This is a genomic window from Proteus sp. HMSC14B05, assembly GCF_001808035.1.
Taxonomy (GTDB): domain Bacteria; phylum Pseudomonadota; class Gammaproteobacteria; order Enterobacterales; family Enterobacteriaceae; genus Proteus; species Proteus mirabilis.
Window position 1 is genome coordinate 1 of the sequence record NZ_KV791993.1, and the last position, 16,346, is coordinate 16,346.

Sequence of the window (16,346 nt, forward strand, 5' to 3'; positions counted from 1 at the left end):
GAGGTGATTCAGACATCAGTCTGAACGCAGTAGGAACCCACATCCTTTAGGGCGTGGAGGATGTCAACCATAAGGAATGCGATATCGATTGCATCAATAACTACCACCAAATGAGAGAGTGAGTTACTATGTGATCAGGTTAACAAATTGTCAGTACATTGAGACTGGCAGGTTTATATTCAGACGGGAGTTATTTCATGTCAAAACAGCAAATCGGCGTGGTTGGTATGGCAGTGATGGGACGTAACCTTGCGCTAAACATTGAAAGCCGTGGTTACACTGTATCTATCTACAACCGCTCGAGCGATAAAACCAATGAAGTGATCGCTGAAAATCCAGGTAAAAAACTGGTTCCGAATTACTCTATTGAGGAATTTGTTGATTCATTAGAAAAACCGCGTCGTATTTTGTTAATGGTTAAAGCGGGTGAAGCAACAGATAAAACCATCGCAGCCCTGACACCACATTTAGATAAGGGCGATATCCTTATTGATGGCGGAAATACTTTCTTTAAAGATACTATTCGTCGTAATCGTGAGCTATCGGCTCAAGGTTTTAACTTTATTGGTACGGGTGTTTCTGGTGGTGAAGAAGGGGCATTAAAAGGACCTTCTATTATGCCTGGTGGTCAAAAAGAAGCCTATGAGTTAGTTGCTCCTATTCTTGAGAAAATTGCCGCGGTGGCAGATGGCGAGCCTTGTGTCACTTATATTGGTGCAGATGGTGCAGGCCACTATGTGAAAATGGTACACAATGGTATCGAATATGGTGATATGCAACTGATAGCAGAAGCTTATTCAGTATTAAAACACTCACTAGGTTTAACTAACGAAGAGTTAGCTGACACTTTTACCGAGTGGAATAAAGGCGAATTAAGTAGCTACCTTATTGAAATTACTGCTGATATTTTCCGTAAGAAAGATGAAGAAGGTAACTACCTTGTTGATGTTATTCTTGATGAAGCGGCAAATAAAGGCACCGGTAAATGGACTAGCCAAAGCTCTTTAGACTTAGGTGTTCCTGTTACGTTGATTACAGAATCTGTTTTTGCACGTTATATTTCTTCACTGAAAGATCAACGTGTGGCGGCATCTAAAGTATTATCAGGCCCAGCACCAAAAGCATTTACTGGTGATAAAAAAGCCTTTATCGAGAATGTTCGTCGTGCACTATATTTAGGTAAAATTGTCTCTTATGCGCAAGGCTTCCAACAATTGAAAGCTGCATCAGATGAATATAACTGGGATCTAAATTACGGTGAAATTGCGAAAATTTTCCGTGCAGGTTGTATCATTCGTGCTCAATTCTTACAAAAAATCACTGATGCCTATAATGACGATGCGAATATTGCTAATTTATTATTAGCACCTTACTTTAAAAATATCGCTGATGAGTATCAACAAGCATTGCGTGATGTTGTTTGTTATGGTGTTCAAGCAGGTATTCCTACGCCAACATTCTCTGCGGCTATCTCTTATTACGATAGCTACCGTGCGCAAGTGTTACCAGCAAACTTAATTCAAGCACAACGTGACTATTTTGGTGCGCATACTTATAAACGTACTGATAAAGAAGGCGTATTCCATACTGAGTGGATGGAGTAAGTTTTAAAAACAGTGAGTTATAAGTGTTAGGGGTGCTGAATTTCAGCACCTTTTTACTATTTGTAATTAAAAAGTTATAGTTAAAAAATACTTTTTAACTGCATTTTATAGTACTTTTATTAATCATTATGCTCTTGATCATCTTGGCGAATAAAATGAATTAACTCGGGCTGAGCAATCCGCTGATAATCTTGTGTATTTAAAATAATCGAGCGTTCTAATGTTCCAGCATTAAAGGCTAATTCATCAAAACGTTCAAATAATAGCGGATCAGCAACCAGTTTTAGTGCTGGATGAAAACTAAAAGGTGGGATCGCGCCAAATACACATTGCGTTAGTTCATCAACTTCTTTCGGGCTTGCAAGAGAGGCTCTTGTCCCACCAATAGCGATAGCGAGTTTTGATAGATCAGCTTGTTTATCAGCAGGTAAAATGGCCAGTACATGTTGTTTAATACCATTGCCTTTTACATGACAAACTAGACCTTTTGCCCCTTGCCCTAATTGTGTACCTCTTATTTTAGCAACTTCCTCAGAACGACCCGCGGTCGGGTGTTCCATGACGCGATAACGGGCGTGGTGGTTATTGAGTAATGTGGTTAATTGCTCGAAAATAGTCAAAGACATCAATGACTCCTAAGATTAAGCATGTATTTTTATTCGGTCATTATACGACTTTAAAAAAATTTTTCTGCGGTGATATGTTTCTTTGGTATTTATTATTTTGATAAGCCTATCAAATTATTTTGTTACAAATGATAATATGTTAATAGTATTATCCTATTGAATTAATAGGATAATTAGATTATCTATATTATTTTAGAGCTCTAATATTATAAAAAAATTAATATTTATTCATTATATTGATAATGATCAATTTAAGAATAAAAAGAATAGAACATATTAAAACGTAGATTAAATTACTAAAAGGAAGTCAATAATGGCCAGTTCAACATTTTATATCCCTTCAGTAAACAAATTAGGCGCAGGTTGTCTTGCAGACGCGATAAACTCAATGAAAGACTTTGGCTTTCATAAAGCACTGATTGTTACTGATAGTGTTTTAAATCAATTAGGTGTTGTAAATAAAGTGAGTGAATTACTGGCGAAATCAGGTATTGCTAGCGTTACTTATGATGGTACAGCGCCAAACCCTACCGTTGAAAATGTTGAAGCGGGGTTAGCCTTATTAAAAGAGCATCAATGTGACTGTGTTATCTCTTTAGGTGGTGGCTCTCCTCATGACTGTGCTAAAGGTATCGCATTAGTCGCTGCCAATGGTGGTAAAATTGCCGATTATGAAGGGGTTGATCGCTCTGAGCATCCGCAATTACCACTGATTGCAATTAATACAACCGCTGGTACTGCTTCTGAAATGACACGTTTTTGTATCATCACGGATACTGCGCGTCATATTAAAATGGCTATTGTTGATAAAAATGTAACACCAATCTTATCTGTAAATGATTCAGAGTTAATGATTGGCATGCCAAAAGGTTTAACCGCAGCGACGGGTATGGATGCGTTAACCCATGCTGTTGAAGCTTATGTCTCTACTGCCGCTAATCCTATTACTGATGCATGTGCGTTAAAAGCAGTGACGATGATCAGTGAGTCTTTACGTAAAGTCGTTGAAAACGGGGGTGATACAGCAGCACGTGAAAATATGGCTTATGCACAATTTTTAGCGGGTATGGCATTTAATAATGCTTCTTTAGGTTATGTGCATGCTATGGCTCACCAATTAGGTGGTTTTTATAACTTACCTCATGGTGTATGTAATGCAGTATTACTGCCTCATGTTCAAGCTTATAATATCCAAGCTGCAGCAGGTCGTTTAAAAGATATAGCGCAAGCTATGGGTGTTGATGTTTCGGCAATGAATGATGAGCAGGGTGCGCAAGCTTGTATTGATGAGATCCGCAAAATCGCCAAAGATGTCGGTATTCCAGCTGGCCTGAAAGAGTTAGGCGTGAAAGAAGAAGATTTTAAAACATTAGCTGAAAATGCATTAAAAGATGCATGTGCCATCACTAACCCTGTTCAAGGTAGTGAAAGTGATGTTATCGAGATATTCCGCCAAGCAATGTAATCGCTAAAAATAAGAGGGTTAATATAAGTTAACATCTTGTTTAAGCAAAAAATTAACACCTCAAATATCAATGTTGTATTTGAGGTGTTTTTTATATTATTAAGTATTAAGTGGTCATGTAGTTTAATGACTGATACTTATTTTATTGCGCTTTTTTATGACGCTTTTGTAAGCAATCAATCACATCAGATAGAGATAGCGATTGGTCTTGTAATAGCACCATTAAATGATAGAGCAAATCAGAAGCTTCATTTTTTAACTCTTCACGATCATTAACAGTTGCAGCTAAAGCAGTTTCAACACCTTCCTCTCCGACTTTTTGTGCGATACGTTTGGTTCCACTGGCATAAAGTTGTGCTGTATAAGAGCTATCTGGTGAGGCGCTTTTACGCTCGCGCAGTAAGTTCTCAAGCTCATAAAGAAATCCCCATTGGCTTTGAGCTGGAGCAAAACAACTTTCAGTCCCATTATGACAAGTAGGCCCGATTGGGTGAGCTAAAATAAGTAAAGTATCGTTATCACAATCAGGATAAATATCCACCAATTTAAGGAAATTGCCTGATGTTTCACCTTTTGTCCATAAACGTTGTTTAGTTCGTGAATAGAAAGTGACCTTGCCACTGTTTAGTGTCATTTCTAATGCAGCTTTATCCATATAACCAAGCATTAAGACATCACCAGAAATAGCATTCTGGATAATGACAGGCATTAGGTTATCGACTTTTTGCCAATCTAATTGGGCGAGTTTTGTATTATTCATTATATTCTTACCTTAACGCCATTTTCTGCGAGATACTGTTTCAATTCGTTGATATTAATGATCTGCTTATGGAATACGGAAGCGGCAAGGGCACCGTCAACATTGGCTAATTTAAATGCATCCAGAAAGTGTGACATTTCACCTGCACCGCCAGAAGCTATCATGGGAACCTGAGTGACTTGGCGTACCAGTGCGAGTTGTTTTAAATCATAGCCTTGTCTTACACCATCTTGGTTCATCATGTTTAACACTATTTCTCCCGCCCCCCGTTGCTGTACTTCTTGTACCCAATCGAGCGTTTTCCATGGCGTTTGTTGTGTGCGTTTTTCATCACCCGTAAATTGATAAACGAGATATTCCCCAGTTTTTTCATCAAACCATGTATCAATTCCCACAACTACACACTGCACACCGTAGCGATCGGCAAGGCGAGAAATCAGTGTTGGATCAGAAAGTGCAGGGGAATTAATTGAGATTTTATCTGCCCCAAAAGAGAGAATTTTCCCGGCATCTTCTACTGAGCGAATGCCACCCGCAACACAAAATGGAATATCAATCACTTCGGCTACCCGCGATACCCAACTTTTATCGACCACTCGGCCATCAGAAGAGGCGGTTATATCATAAAAGACCAGCTCGTCGGCACCTTCTTTCGCGTAGCGTTCTGCTAAGGGAACAATATCACCAATAATTTCATGGTTACGAAATTGCACACCTTTAACAACCTGTCCATCACGAACATCAAGACAAGGAATTATGCGTTTTGCCAACATGATATCGCCTCTTGTAATGTGAATTTGCCTTCTAATAGTGCTCTGCCAACAATAATGCCCGCAACACCCGATCCAGGAAGTGCTGCAATATCCTGTAAATCGCCAATACCGCCTGAAGCTTGGAATAAAATATCAGGGAAACGCTGGCTAATTTCTTTATACAGTTCGACGTTAGAACCGGCTAAGGTGCCATCACGAGAAATATCAGTACACAATACATGCTTTAATCCTACAGGTTGATAAAGTGCGATGATCTCTTCTAGTGTATAGGGGGAGTTTTCTTGCCAGCCACTTACCGCCACCCATTTTTTACCTTGTTCGTCGATACGAACATCAAGGGCGAGTACAATCGCATCGGCACCATAACGCTCAAACCATGTTTTGACTAATTCGGGCTGGCTCACCGCTGTAGAGCCAATCACCACTCGACTTGCTCCTGTGGCTAATAGCGACTTCACATCTTCTTCGCTACGAATACCACCACCAACTTGCACAGGAACGTTAACACAGGCAACTAGCTGTTTTAATAGTGGGATCTGCCGTGCAAGTGGATCTTTCGCACCAGTTAGGTCGACGAGATGCAATAATTTTGCTCCGTCTTGTTGATACTGTTGATAGCGACGGATCGGATCATCATCATAATCACGTTGTTTATTATAATCACCTTGATGAAGACGAACGACTTTGCCATCAATTAAATCTAATGCCGGAATAATCATAATGCGTTACATCTCCAAAAAATTCTTAATCAGTTGAGCACCCGCTTTTCCTGAGCGTTCAGGGTGAAATTGCACCCCATAGAAATTATCTTTCTGAATGGCACTGCTAAAGCGTGAACCATATTCTGTTTCGGCTATGGTTGAGTCATTGAGCCCTAAACCATAACTGTGAACAAAATAGAACCAAGCGTCGCTGTCAATATTGCGAAATAGAGGGTGAGCGGGTTTTGCTAATACCTGATCCCAACCCATATGCGGTAAGGGTAATCCTTTGGTATCAAGTTTATTGATATTACCGTCAACTAATCCTAATAGAGGGATATTGTGACCTTCTTCACTCAGAGAGGCCAAAATTTGCATTCCTAAGCAAATGCCTAATACGGGTTGGGTTAACGCTTTAATTAAAGGGATAAGTTCACGGGCTTTTAGTTGTTCCATAGCGGCACTAGCTGTTCCCACCCCGGGTAGAAACAGTTTATCAGCAGATAACACGATATTTTTTTCATAAGAAATAATCGGATCGTAACCTAGCCTTTGTACGGCGTATGCAACCGAGGCTAAATTAGCACAACCTGTATCAAGAATGACGACTTTCATCACAGCACACCTTTTGAACTGGGTAAGGTATTTCCTTCAACACGAATAGCTTGGCGTAAGGTACGACCAAATACTTTAAACAGACTTTCTGCTTTGTGGTGATCGTTTTTGCCTTTTGATTTTAAGTGTAGAGTGCAGCCCATAGTGTAAGAGAGAGAGCGGAAAAAGTGCTCAATCATCTCTGTGCTTAAATCACCAACGCGCTGATATTTAAATTCTGCTTTATATTCAAGGTGAGGGCGTCCAGAAATATCTAGCGCACAACTTGCTAGGCACTCATCCATAGGCAAAGTAAAACCAAAACGTGCAATGCCGCGTTTATTACCTAATGCTTCTCGCAGTGCTTCGCCGAGTGCAAGGCCTGTATCTTCAACGGTGTGGTGATCGTCAATGACTAAATCCCCTTGTACATTGATATTCATACGAAAGCCACCGTGGGTGGCAATTTGATCTAGCATATGATCAAAAAAACCAACTCCAGTGCTAATTTGGCTCTCGCCTTCACGATCAAGCCAGATATCAATGGCAATTTGTGTCTCTTTGGTTTTACGTTCAACGTGGGAGTAGCGATCTTTTTTCGTCAGTAATTCACTGATAGCTGACCAGCTTAATTCATTGGCGTTATAGCGTAATCCGTTGATCCCCATATTTTCAGCTAATTGTAGATCGGTTTGTCTATCACCAATCACATAGCTATTGGTTTTATCAAGAGCACTTTCAACCAGATATTGGGTGACTAACCCTGTTTCAGGTTTACGACAAGGACAGTTGTCTTCAGGTTTATGAGGGCAGATTAATACTTCATCAAAAACAATACCTTGTGAAGAAAAAACCTGCATCATGAGATTATGAGGGGGTTCAAAGTCCGCTTGTGGAAAACTGTCTGTACCAAGCCCATCTTGATTGGTGATCATAATAAGCTTATAGCCCGCCTGTTGTAAGTTGAGTAATGCGGGAATAACGCCATTTTCAAAGGCAAGCTTATTGAGACTATCAACTTGGTGATCGGTTGGTGGCTCAGTGATCAAAGTACCATCACGATCGATAAAAAGAATTTTCTGGCTCATGGTTGAGATCCCTCAGTGGTGATTTTTTATTGTTATCATTAGTGATGTTTATACGTTTGCCGTTTGTCTATTTTTTATAGCGGTTATCACGCTATCACACTCTTGACGCGTACCGATAGAGATGCGTAAACAACCTGCCAGCCCATATTGACGCTGTTGATCGCGTAAAATAATCCCTTGCTCCCATAAACTGCGGAAAACACAATCAGCATCAGTGAATTTCACTAAAATATAGTTGGTTTCACTACAATAAACCTGTTCAACATTGGGTAAATTTTTTAGTGCATCTGCTAAATATGCTCTATTGTGTACAATTTCCGTTACCCGTTGTTTCATCGCTTCTATACCTTGGTCAGTTAATGCTTGTGCCGCAATATCAGCAACTGGGGTAGAAAGTGGGTAAGGGGCGATCACCTTAAGTAATAATTCAATAACAGGTGAATTGGCAAGTGCAAAGCCACAACGCAGCCCCGCTAATGCAAAAGCTTTAGAGAGCGTTCGCAAAATGACTAAATTCGGATACTCTTTTAACCAAGTGACTAGTGATGCTTGAGGACAAAACTCAATATAAGCTTCGTCAATAGCCACAATGGCTTTATCTTTTGCTAATGCTAATACTTCGCGGATCAGTGAAGGCTCAACGATATTGCCCGTTGGGTTATTGGGACTGCATAGGTAGATAAGTTTTACATTATCAAGTTGTGATGCAATGGCTTTGACATCAGGCTCCCAATCAGCAAGAGCAGGGACAACACGCTGTTCTACACCAAAGGTTTCCGCACTGACGCTGTACATACCATAAGTGGGTGGACAATAGAGAACAGCATCTTTACCGGGCTCACAAAAAGCACGGATCAGTAGTTCTATCGCTTCATCGGCACCTCGGCTAACTAACACTTGCTCAGGTTGGACGCCTGCATATGCTGCATAGCGATTAATTACGTTAACAGGCTGACACTCAGGGTAGCGGTTTAAATTTTTTTCATTAAACGTAAAGTCAGGAGCGGTAGGGTATTCATTGGCATTTAACCAAACCGAGCCATTTCCACCTAAACGTCTCGCTGATTGATAAGGGGTTAACTGGCGAACATTTTTTCTGGCTAATAGGGTAATATCAAAGGGCGTGTTCATGGCTAGTTATCTCCTTGAGCCAAGGCGTTAACGCGAAGTGTGACGGCATTTTTATGTGCAGTTAATTGCTCTGCTTGCGCTAATATTTCAATGGTATTGGCTAAATCAGCCAAACCTTGAGCAGTCAGTTTTTGTACGGTCATACGTTTCATAAAATCGGCTAAGCCTAAACTCGAATAGGTGGCGGTATAACCGTATGTAGGTAGTACGTGATTGGTGCCAGAAGCGTAATCTCCCGCCGATTCAGGAGACCAAGCCCCTAAGAACACTGAGCCGGCGCTAGTAATGCTATCAACAAGTGAGTCTGCATCATTAGTCTGAATAATTAAGTGTTCAGGCCCATAGCGATTACTGATTTCAATACATTGGTTGAGATCACGGGTGATAATGACACGACTTTCGGCTAAGGCTTGTTGTGCTATTTCTGCGCGAGTTAATTGTGTTAATTGGGCTTGCGTCTCGCTAATGACCGCTTTGGCAAGGGCTTCATCTGGGGTTAATAGCACCACTTGTGAGTCAGGGCCGTGCTCTGCTTGTGATAGTAAATCAGCGGCAATAAAGGCAGGATCAGCATCGGCATCAGCAATCACTAATACTTCCGAAGGGCCGGCTGGCATATCAATAGCTGCACCTTGTAGCGATTGGCTGACTTGGCGTTTTGCTTCTGTCACATAGGCATTTCCCGGGCCGAAAATTTTATCTACCTTTGGGATAGACTCTGTACCAAAAGCCATCGCAGCAATGGCTTGAGCACCACCGACTTGGAATATTTCATCAATACCAATTTGTTGCGCAATATACAAAATTTCATCAGCAATCGGTGGCGGAGAGCATAAAATTATTTTGCGACAACCGGCAATACGGGCCGGTAGCCCCAACATCATCACTGTTGAGAGTAAAGGCGCTGATCCTCCGGGAATATAAAGTCCTACTGCATCAATAGGGCGACTGACTTGTTGGCAAAATACACCAGGTTGCGTTTCTACCTCAATGGTTTTAGGAATTTGCGCTTCATGAAAACGGCGTATATTGCTCATGGCTTGCGCTATTGCTTGTTTGATTTCGTTATTGAGCCTTGCACAAGCCGCGTCAATCTGTGTTTTTGTCACCAATACGCTATCGGGAGCCGCTTTATCATATTTTTGACTCAGTGCCTTAAGGGCTTTATCCCCATCGTTGCGTACCTGAGAAATAATCGTAGCAACTTGCTCTGTAATAGACGCTGATGCGGATATCGCTGGGCGAGTGAGTAGCTGTTGTTGTTGCTGTTGGGTGCATTTATCCCAGAAATTTAATGTATTAAACGCCGTTTTCATCATCTCACCTTATTCCATCATTTTTTCTATTGGTAAAACAAGAATTGAACTTGCCCCTAATGCTTTTAGTTTTTCCATCGTTTCCCAAAAGAGGGTTTCACTGCTGACCATGTGCATTGCTACTCGATTTTGATCACCCGCTAAAGGAAGGATGGTCGGGCGCTCAGCACCCGGTAATAGGGCGATAACATCTTCAAGGCAATCACTTGGCGCGTGTAACATAATGTATTTTGATTCGCGCGCTTGAATAACTCCTTGAATACGCGTCATTAAGCGATCGATAAGGGCTTGTTTTGTTGCGTCCATTTCACCGTCACGTTGAATTAAACAAGCTTTAGAACGATAAATAACTTCTACTTCTTTTAATCCATTGGCTTCTAATGTGGCGCCAGTAGAAACTAAATCACAAATAGAATCGGCCAGACCGGCTCCAGGGGCGACTTCCACGGAGCCATTTAATAAGCAAGATTTAAAGGTGATCCCTTTTTGGTCTAAATAACGTTTTAATAGATTAGGGTAAGAGGTGGCAATACGGGTATTATTGAGGCATTCAACCCCTTGATAATCAAAATCAACCGGTGCAGCAAGAGATAAACGGCAAGCACCAAAGTCAAGACGACGCAGTGTGATATAACTTGGATTTTCTCCTTGTGCTCGGCGTTTTAGTAATTCTTCTTCTAATACATTTTCACCAATAATGCCTAAATCAACCACTCCGTCCATCACTAAACCGGGGATATCATCATCTCTGACACGTAAAATATCGATAGGCATATTTTCCGCATAAGCGATAAGGCGTTGTTGGTTTAAGTTTATTTTAATGCCACAACGCGCTAAAAGTGCTCGTGAATCATCACTTAAACGACCTGATTTTTGCATGGCAATTCGTAATCTTGCTTTATCTAACATAATGTTACCCTATCTTTGTCCGTATTCTTGTTATGAAATTTAGCTATAAAAAAACCCCGGAAGTTGCCTTCCGGGGTTTTTATTTTATTGTCTGCACTCAGACCACCGGAAGCGTTACCTAAACGTCTTCCAGCACTCATCGCCTGAAAGACTAGTCAGGATGATGGTGATGATGGTGGTTTAATTGAATGCTATACATAATGTTTTCCTAGCGAATAAAAATACCCGTTATAAATAATTAACCAGTATTTAGAATTTGTCTGCCTTTCAACCTACCTGATTTATAAAGTAAAAAGCAACCTATTTTTTAATAATAATTTAAATAAATTGTAACCTTATGTTTTTTAGAGAATTTTAATATTTCTTTTCTTTACTTAACCGAGTAAGTGCGCCAGTATATTAAAGCAGGCTAAATATATATAACGCTTAAGCAGTTTTTATCAGTAATGGATAAAATTAAGTTTTGTTACATAATTTAAATAAGCCATGAAAGTAGGGGTAGAAAATGAAACGGATCACGATAGTCGGATTAGGTTGGTTAGGATTACCACTTGCCAATGCCTTGCGTGAAGCGGGGTATCAAGTAAAAGGAACAAAAACCACAGAAGATGGTGTAGAAGCAGCACGAATGAGTGGTGTTGATTGTTGTCTAATGAATTTAACACCGGCTATTGAGTGTGATAGAGATGATTTTGATTACTTAATGGAAACTGACGTACTGATTATTACATTACCTCCCAGTGCGGCGGGGGGAGGATATGATTATGTTGAAGGGATACAAACATTAGTGGATAGCGCCATGTCTCGGCATGTGACAAGAGTGATTTATATTAGCTCTACTTCAGTATATGGCAATCAAAGTGGTGTTATTACAGAAGAAGTTGATATTAGGCCAGAAACGCAATCCGCTAAGATGATAGCGGAAGTTGAAAATTGGTTACATCGCTTACCACTTACGACCGTCGATATTTTACGTTTGGCGGGGTTAGTTGGGCCTGGTCGTCATGCAGGACGCTTTTTATCCGGTAAAAAACAGGTCAAAGGTGCACATCAGAGTGTCAATTTAGTGCATTTAGACGATGTTATTTTTGCGATAGAGCAATTGCTTGCTCAAAATGAAGGAGGCCGTTTATATAATTTATGCGCCCCTATTCATCCTAAAAAGAAAGATTTTTACAGCCGTGCTGCTGCACAGTTAGATCTTACTCCCCCTGAATTTGCTCTAGAAGATAAACCGCCAGCACGAGAGATCGACGGTCAGGAGATTTGCCGAGATCTCGGATTTCATTATCACTATCCTGATCCCGACAAAATGCCAATGAGTTAATTTACCGGCAGTAAAACGACATCACGGAAGATCTGATTTTCACTTAATTGTGCAAACCAGCGTTGTAGATGTGGATAATCTGCACCTTCTTGGCAAACCTCTAGCCATGGGTATACCAAAGGAGCAATAGCGATATCAGCTAATGAAAAATAGTCACCGGCAAAATAAGCTGTTTTAGCCAGTTGATCATCGGCAATTTTGATCAGTTGGTTTAATTTCGCTTTTAGGCTCTGTACAAGCTGTGGATCTTGCTGCTCTTTTGGTGTGCGAACAAGATTTATCATCATTTGTTGGATTGGAGAAAAAAGGCTACCATTTGACCAATCCATCCATTTTTCAACGTTTGCGCGTTGCTTTACATCGGTTGGGTAGAGATGATAATTTTCATATTTGGTACATAAATAACGAATTATGGTATTTGACTCCCATAAGGCAAAATCATCATCTTGTAAGGTAGGAATAGATGCATTGGGATTGAGTGCTAAATAGTTGGCCTCATGAAGTCCACCAAAAGGGCCTCCGACATCAATTTGTTCGTAAGGAGCTTGAAGCTCTTTTAAACACCACAGGACTTTTTTAACGTTCGATGAGTTTTTTCTACCCCAGACTTTTAACATAAAGGTCTCCTAAACCACGATAAGTAACAAAAATTCCCTCTGTAGGGCGTTAAATATGAATATAAGATAAATCTTTATCTATCAATGTTGGCGTCTTATTCCATAAAGCCCTATAGTAGGAAAGCTTTAACAAATTGATATAAAAGGGTGATCGGTAATGAAAACAAATCTTCCATCCGTATTGGCTAAGGTTACCGCGGGAATGGGTTTACTGCTAATTATTTCTAGTCCTACTTTTGCGGTGAATAATCCTGTGCCGCCTCAAATTGAGGCTAAATCTTACGTATTAATGGATTATAACAGTGGAAAAATACTTGCTTCAGAGAAGCCTGAAGAGCGCCTAGATCCTGCCAGTCTAACCAAAATAATGAGTAGTTATGTGGTAGGACAAGCGATAAAAGAGGGACGTATGTCGCCCGATGATATTGTTATTGTTGGGCGCAATGCTTGGGCGACGGGTAATCCTGTTTTAAAGGGCTCATCCTTGATGTTTTTAAAACCAGGCGATCGAGTTAAAGTGATCGATTTAAATCGAGGTATGGTGATCCAATCTGGTAATGATGCCAGTATTGCGTTGGCAGAACATGTTGCCGGTAGCCAAGAAACCTTTGTTGATCTTATGAATACCTATGCCGCGAATTTAGGTTTAAAAAACACTCACTTTAAAACAGTACATGGTCTAGATTCTGAAGGGCAGTACACCACAGCACAAGATATGGCGTTATTAACAGCTGCCATGATCCGCGATGTACCTTCAGAATATGATATTCATAAAGAAAAAGAATTTACCTTCAACAATATTCGCCAGCCAAATCGTAACCGTCTATTGTGGAATAAAAATATGAATGTCGACGGTGTAAAAACCGGGCATACCAATGGGGCTGGCTATAACCTTGTCTCTTCGGCAACCGAAGGAAATATGCGTCTGATTGCAGTGGTTTTAGGGGCGCCATCAGATAAAGTGCGTTTTGCTGAAAGTGAAAGATTACTCGGCTGGGGTTTCCGCTTTTTTGAAACCGTGACACCTGTAAAAGAGAACGTGCCCCTGACTACGCAAAAAGTATGGTATGGCGATAAAGGTGAAGTGGCTTTAGGTGTTGCTAAAGATGCATCAATCACCATTCCTAAAGGAGAGCTAAAGAACTTAAAAGCCTCTTTTACATTGACTAACCCCGAATTAGAAGCACCATTAACACAAAATCAAGTAGTAGGAACAGTGAATTTCTTACTAAACGATGAAGTGATTGAGCAGCGCCCATTAGTGGTAAAAGAAGCGGTTGAAGAAGGGGGTTTCTTTAGTCGTATCTGGGACTTTGTGGTTAAAACAGTCTCTGGTTGGTTTAATGCGCTTTTTGGTTAATTAAGTTCATAATTACTGAAAAACTCACCCATTTAAAATAAGAATGCCAGTATTAACTGGCATTCTTTATTGAGCAGGTTTTAAGTGCCTTAGAACAGTCCTTTTATTGCCCCATGATCATCAACGTCCATCGCCATTGCTGCCGGTTTTTTAGGTAATCCTGGCATCGTATTTATTGTACCCGTTAATGCAACAACAAAGCCTGCACCAGCACTGACATACATTTCCCGGATATTAATGGTAAAATCAGTCGGGCGACCAAGTAATGTGGGATCATCTGATAGAGAATATTGCGTTTTTGCCATACAAATAGGGAAATGGCCAAAGCCCATATCCTCGATTTTTGTTAGCATCTCTTGGGCGTTAGCATTGTAAGTCACCCCTTTTGCACCATAAATTTCTTGAGCAATGGTCTCTATCTTTTGCTTTAAAGGCATATTATCAGGGTAGAGTAATTGAAACTGTGGTGCATCATTTTCTAGTGTATCAATAACCTGATTGGCTAATTCAATACCACCCGCGCCACCTTTCTCCCATACTTGACTAATGGCAAAACGACATCCTCTTTGCTGACAATATTGGGCGATAAATTCATGCTCTTTAGCAGAGTCTGTCACATAAGCATTTACTGTAACAATAACTGGAACACCATATTTTTTCAGATTTTCAATATGCTTACCTAGATTTTCGATCCCCGTTGCCAAAGCGGTGAGATTTTCGTGATCCCACTGCGTTTTGCCTAAGCCACCGTTATATTTTAATGCCTTAGTGGTAACGACTAAAACAGCGCAGTCTGGTTGTAAGTCGCCTATGCGACATTTGATATCAAAGAATTTTTCCGCACCTAGATCAGCACCAAATCCCGCTTCTGTTACGGTGATATCAGCCAGTTGAAGAGCAAGTTTAGTCGCTCTTAGGCTATTACAGCCATGGGCAATGTTGGCAAAAGGGCCACCATGAATAATCGCGGGGGTATTTTCTAACGTTTGTACTAAATTAGGATTAAGGGCATCTTTAAGTAAGGTTGCCATAGCGCCGACAGCGTTGAGATCTTCAGCACTAACAGGCTCGCCTTCATAGTTATATGCAACGATGATACGTGCTAAGCGCTGTTTTAAATCATTAATATCTTTTGCTAAACAAAGGATAGACATAATTTCGCTAGCAACGGTGATAACAAAGCTATCTTCTCTAACCACCCCATCTTTGTCGCCACCTAATCCAATCACTAAATGACGTAGTGCGCGATCATTCATATCCATACAGCGCTTAAAAATAATCTTTTTAGGATTAATGTTAAGGGGATTACCTTGATAAAGCGAGTTATCTAACATCGCTGCTAATAAATTATTTGCAGAGGTGATAGCATGAAAATCACCGGTAAAATGAAGATTGAGATCTTCCATCGGTACAACTTGTGAATATCCACCGCCAGCCGCTCCTCCTTTTAGACCAAAACAAGGGCCTAAGGAGGGTTCGCGTAATGCAATAATGGCACTTTTGCCTAATTGATTAAGGGCTTGTCCTAATCCTACCGTAACGGTGGTTTTACCTTCACCTGCTGGCGTGGGATTAATGGAAGTGACAAGCACCAATTTACCCTGTTTTTTTGAGGTGACTTTTGACCAAATACTCTGGCTAAACTTGGCTTTGTATTTGCCATAAAATTCAATATCGTCTTGGTCTACATTTATTTTTTTAGCAATATCTTGGATGGGTAAAAGCGGTGCTTGATGGGAAATTTCAATATCTGATTTCATTTTGGTTCTCTTTTTATCCCGTGTAGAGCTACATGAGTGATAATGCATCAATGCTATCGATTCAACAGATCAAGAAAAAATATATCGCTCTGTTGCTACTTATTGAGCGAATAACCCTCTAATTAATCAACTTTAGCTAATAATATAAATATGACCAATAGATTTATAGGTTTATAGATATTGGACTTTAGAAGATATGCTCGGTGTCACATGATACTGCCATTGTAATAAAAAATATAAAATTATTATGAAGTGATTGAAGAGATATAGGACGGGGGAGCAAAAATAAATAATGCCAGCAAAAGCTGGCATTGG

15 protein-coding genes and 1 other annotated feature are annotated in these 16,346 nt (G+C 40.4%); of the genes, 4 read left to right on the forward strand and 11 right to left on the reverse strand.

Going from position 1 to position 16,346, the window contains the following annotated elements; genetic code table 11:
* The first annotated feature begins 197 nt into the window (after positions 1 to 197).
* Positions 198 to 1,604 (forward strand): NADP-dependent phosphogluconate dehydrogenase, encoded by a 1,407-nt coding sequence (gene gndA / locus HMPREF3129_RS10950; protein ID WP_004244519.1) that lies wholly within the window; start codon positions 198 to 200, stop codon positions 1,602 to 1,604.
* 119 nt (positions 1,605 to 1,723) lie between these two features.
* On the opposite strand, the gene HMPREF3129_RS10955 is transcribed toward gndA, so the two are convergent.
* Positions 1,724 to 2,230, reverse strand: coding sequence for a YbaK/prolyl-tRNA synthetase associated domain-containing protein (locus tag HMPREF3129_RS10955; RefSeq protein WP_036920007.1), 507 nt, complete (start codon positions 2,228 to 2,230; stop codon positions 1,724 to 1,726).
* A gap of 313 nt (positions 2,231 to 2,543) precedes the next feature.
* Between HMPREF3129_RS10955 and yiaY the strand changes: the two genes are divergently transcribed.
* The gene (gene yiaY, locus HMPREF3129_RS10960) at positions 2,544 to 3,695 is read left to right on the forward strand and encodes an L-threonine dehydrogenase (protein ID WP_036920008.1); all 1,152 of its coding nucleotides are present in this window, start codon (positions 2,544 to 2,546) and stop codon (positions 3,693 to 3,695) included.
* Between the two features lie 142 nt (positions 3,696 to 3,837).
* Here the strand turns inward: yiaY and hisIE are convergent, their stop codons facing one another.
* The 8 genes from hisIE to hisG are packed head-to-tail and all read right to left on the reverse strand — an operon-like array spanning position 3,838 to position 10,967.
* Positions 3,838 to 4,455: a bifunctional phosphoribosyl-AMP cyclohydrolase/phosphoribosyl-ATP diphosphatase HisIE gene (hisIE, locus tag HMPREF3129_RS10965; protein ID WP_012367689.1), complete on the reverse strand. Its 618-nt coding sequence runs from the start codon at positions 4,453 to 4,455 to the stop codon at positions 3,838 to 3,840.
* On the reverse strand, positions 4,455 to 5,228 hold the full coding sequence (gene hisF / locus HMPREF3129_RS10970; RefSeq protein WP_004244523.1) for an imidazole glycerol phosphate synthase subunit HisF: 774 nt from the start codon (positions 5,226 to 5,228) through the stop codon (positions 4,455 to 4,457). The genes hisIE and hisF overlap by 1 nt, the downstream gene beginning before the upstream one ends.
* The gene (gene hisA, locus HMPREF3129_RS10975; RefSeq protein ID WP_036920009.1) at positions 5,210 to 5,947 is read right to left on the reverse strand and encodes a 1-(5-phosphoribosyl)-5-[(5-phosphoribosylamino)methylideneamino]imidazole-4-carboxamide isomerase; all 738 of its coding nucleotides are present in this window, start codon (positions 5,945 to 5,947) and stop codon (positions 5,210 to 5,212) included. Before hisA ends, hisF begins: the two co-directional genes overlap by 19 nt.
* Positions 5,948 to 5,953: 6 nt before the next feature.
* Positions 5,954 to 6,544 carry an imidazole glycerol phosphate synthase subunit HisH gene (gene hisH, locus HMPREF3129_RS10980; RefSeq protein ID WP_004244525.1) on the reverse strand — a complete coding sequence of 197 codons (591 nt, stop codon included), beginning with the start codon at positions 6,542 to 6,544 and terminating at the stop codon, positions 5,954 to 5,956.
* Complete coding sequence (gene hisB, locus HMPREF3129_RS10985; RefSeq protein ID WP_004252073.1) at positions 6,544 to 7,611, reverse strand: bifunctional histidinol-phosphatase/imidazoleglycerol-phosphate dehydratase HisB; 1,068 nt, start codon at positions 7,609 to 7,611, stop codon at positions 6,544 to 6,546. The genes hisH and hisB overlap by 1 nt, the downstream gene beginning before the upstream one ends.
* A 48-nt stretch (positions 7,612 to 7,659) precedes the next feature.
* Positions 7,660 to 8,742, reverse strand: coding sequence for a histidinol-phosphate transaminase (gene hisC, locus HMPREF3129_RS10990; RefSeq protein WP_036920010.1), 1,083 nt, complete (start codon positions 8,740 to 8,742; stop codon positions 7,660 to 7,662).
* Positions 8,743 to 8,744: 2 nt separating this feature from the next.
* Positions 8,745 to 10,061 (reverse strand): histidinol dehydrogenase, encoded by a 1,317-nt coding sequence (hisD, locus tag HMPREF3129_RS10995; RefSeq protein ID WP_017628449.1) that lies wholly within the window; start codon positions 10,059 to 10,061, stop codon positions 8,745 to 8,747.
* A gap of 6 nt (positions 10,062 to 10,067) precedes the next feature.
* Positions 10,068 to 10,967 (reverse strand): ATP phosphoribosyltransferase, encoded by a 900-nt coding sequence (gene hisG / locus HMPREF3129_RS11000; RefSeq protein ID WP_070487033.1) that lies wholly within the window; start codon positions 10,965 to 10,967, stop codon positions 10,068 to 10,070.
* 44 nt (positions 10,968 to 11,011) lie between these two features.
* Positions 11,012 to 11,143 (reverse strand) — a sequence feature (His leader region).
* Between the two features lie 329 nt (positions 11,144 to 11,472).
* Between hisG and HMPREF3129_RS11005 the strand changes: the two genes are divergently transcribed.
* The gene (locus HMPREF3129_RS11005) at positions 11,473 to 12,294 is read left to right on the forward strand and encodes an SDR family oxidoreductase (protein ID WP_004247604.1); all 822 of its coding nucleotides are present in this window, start codon (positions 11,473 to 11,475) and stop codon (positions 12,292 to 12,294) included.
* Here the strand turns inward: HMPREF3129_RS11005 and HMPREF3129_RS11010 are convergent.
* The gene (locus HMPREF3129_RS11010; RefSeq protein ID WP_036920012.1) at positions 12,291 to 12,911 is read right to left on the reverse strand and encodes a glutathione S-transferase family protein; all 621 of its coding nucleotides are present in this window, start codon (positions 12,909 to 12,911) and stop codon (positions 12,291 to 12,293) included. The two genes, HMPREF3129_RS11005 and HMPREF3129_RS11010, sit on opposite strands and share 4 nt — an antisense overlap.
* Before the next feature lie 157 nt (positions 12,912 to 13,068).
* Here HMPREF3129_RS11010 and HMPREF3129_RS11015 point away from each other — a divergent pair, with 157 nt between their 5' ends.
* Positions 13,069 to 14,271, forward strand: coding sequence for a serine hydrolase (locus HMPREF3129_RS11015; RefSeq protein ID WP_004247605.1), 1,203 nt, complete (start codon positions 13,069 to 13,071; stop codon positions 14,269 to 14,271).
* Positions 14,272 to 14,360: 89 nt separating this feature from the next.
* Here the strand turns inward: HMPREF3129_RS11015 and HMPREF3129_RS11020 are convergent, their stop codons facing one another.
* Complete coding sequence (locus HMPREF3129_RS11020) at positions 14,361 to 16,031, reverse strand: formate--tetrahydrofolate ligase (RefSeq protein ID WP_036920014.1); 1,671 nt, start codon at positions 16,029 to 16,031, stop codon at positions 14,361 to 14,363.
* Between the last annotated feature and the right edge of the window lie 315 nt (positions 16,032 to 16,346).

Bases quoted from the DNA above. Each gene is read 5' to 3' on its own strand.
- hisIE (WP_012367689.1), bottom strand. From the start codon at position 4,455: ATGAATAATACAAAACTCGCCCAATTAGATTGGCAAAAAGTCGATAAC.
- HMPREF3129_RS10955 (WP_036920007.1), bottom strand. From the start codon at position 2,230: ATGTCTTTGACTATTTTCGAGCAATTAACCACATTACTCAATAACCAC.
- hisC (WP_036920010.1), bottom strand. From the start codon at position 8,742: ATGAACACGCCCTTTGATATTACCCTATTAGCCAGAAAAAATGTTCGC.
- HMPREF3129_RS11010 (WP_036920012.1), bottom strand. From the start codon at position 12,911: ATGTTAAAAGTCTGGGGTAGAAAAAACTCATCGAACGTTAAAAAAGTC.
- hisD (WP_017628449.1), bottom strand. From the start codon at position 10,061: ATGATGAAAACGGCGTTTAATACATTAAATTTCTGGGATAAATGCACC.
- gndA (WP_004244519.1), top strand. From the start codon at position 198: ATGTCAAAACAGCAAATCGGCGTGGTTGGTATGGCAGTGATGGGACGT.
- HMPREF3129_RS11005 (WP_004247604.1), top strand. From the start codon at position 11,473: ATGAAACGGATCACGATAGTCGGATTAGGTTGGTTAGGATTACCACTT.
- hisH (WP_004244525.1), bottom strand. From the start codon at position 6,544: ATGAAAGTCGTCATTCTTGATACAGGTTGTGCTAATTTAGCCTCGGTT.
- HMPREF3129_RS11015 (WP_004247605.1), top strand. From the start codon at position 13,069: ATGAAAACAAATCTTCCATCCGTATTGGCTAAGGTTACCGCGGGAATG.
- hisA (WP_036920009.1), bottom strand. From the start codon at position 5,947: ATGATTATTCCGGCATTAGATTTAATTGATGGCAAAGTCGTTCGTCTT.
- yiaY (WP_036920008.1), top strand. From the start codon at position 2,544: ATGGCCAGTTCAACATTTTATATCCCTTCAGTAAACAAATTAGGCGCA.
- hisG (WP_070487033.1), bottom strand. From the start codon at position 10,967: ATGTTAGATAAAGCAAGATTACGAATTGCCATGCAAAAATCAGGTCGT.
- hisF (WP_004244523.1), bottom strand. From the start codon at position 5,228: ATGTTGGCAAAACGCATAATTCCTTGTCTTGATGTTCGTGATGGACAG.
- HMPREF3129_RS11020 (WP_036920014.1), bottom strand. From the start codon at position 16,031: ATGAAATCAGATATTGAAATTTCCCATCAAGCACCGCTTTTACCCATC.
- hisB (WP_004252073.1), bottom strand. From the start codon at position 7,611: ATGAGCCAGAAAATTCTTTTTATCGATCGTGATGGTACTTTGATCACT.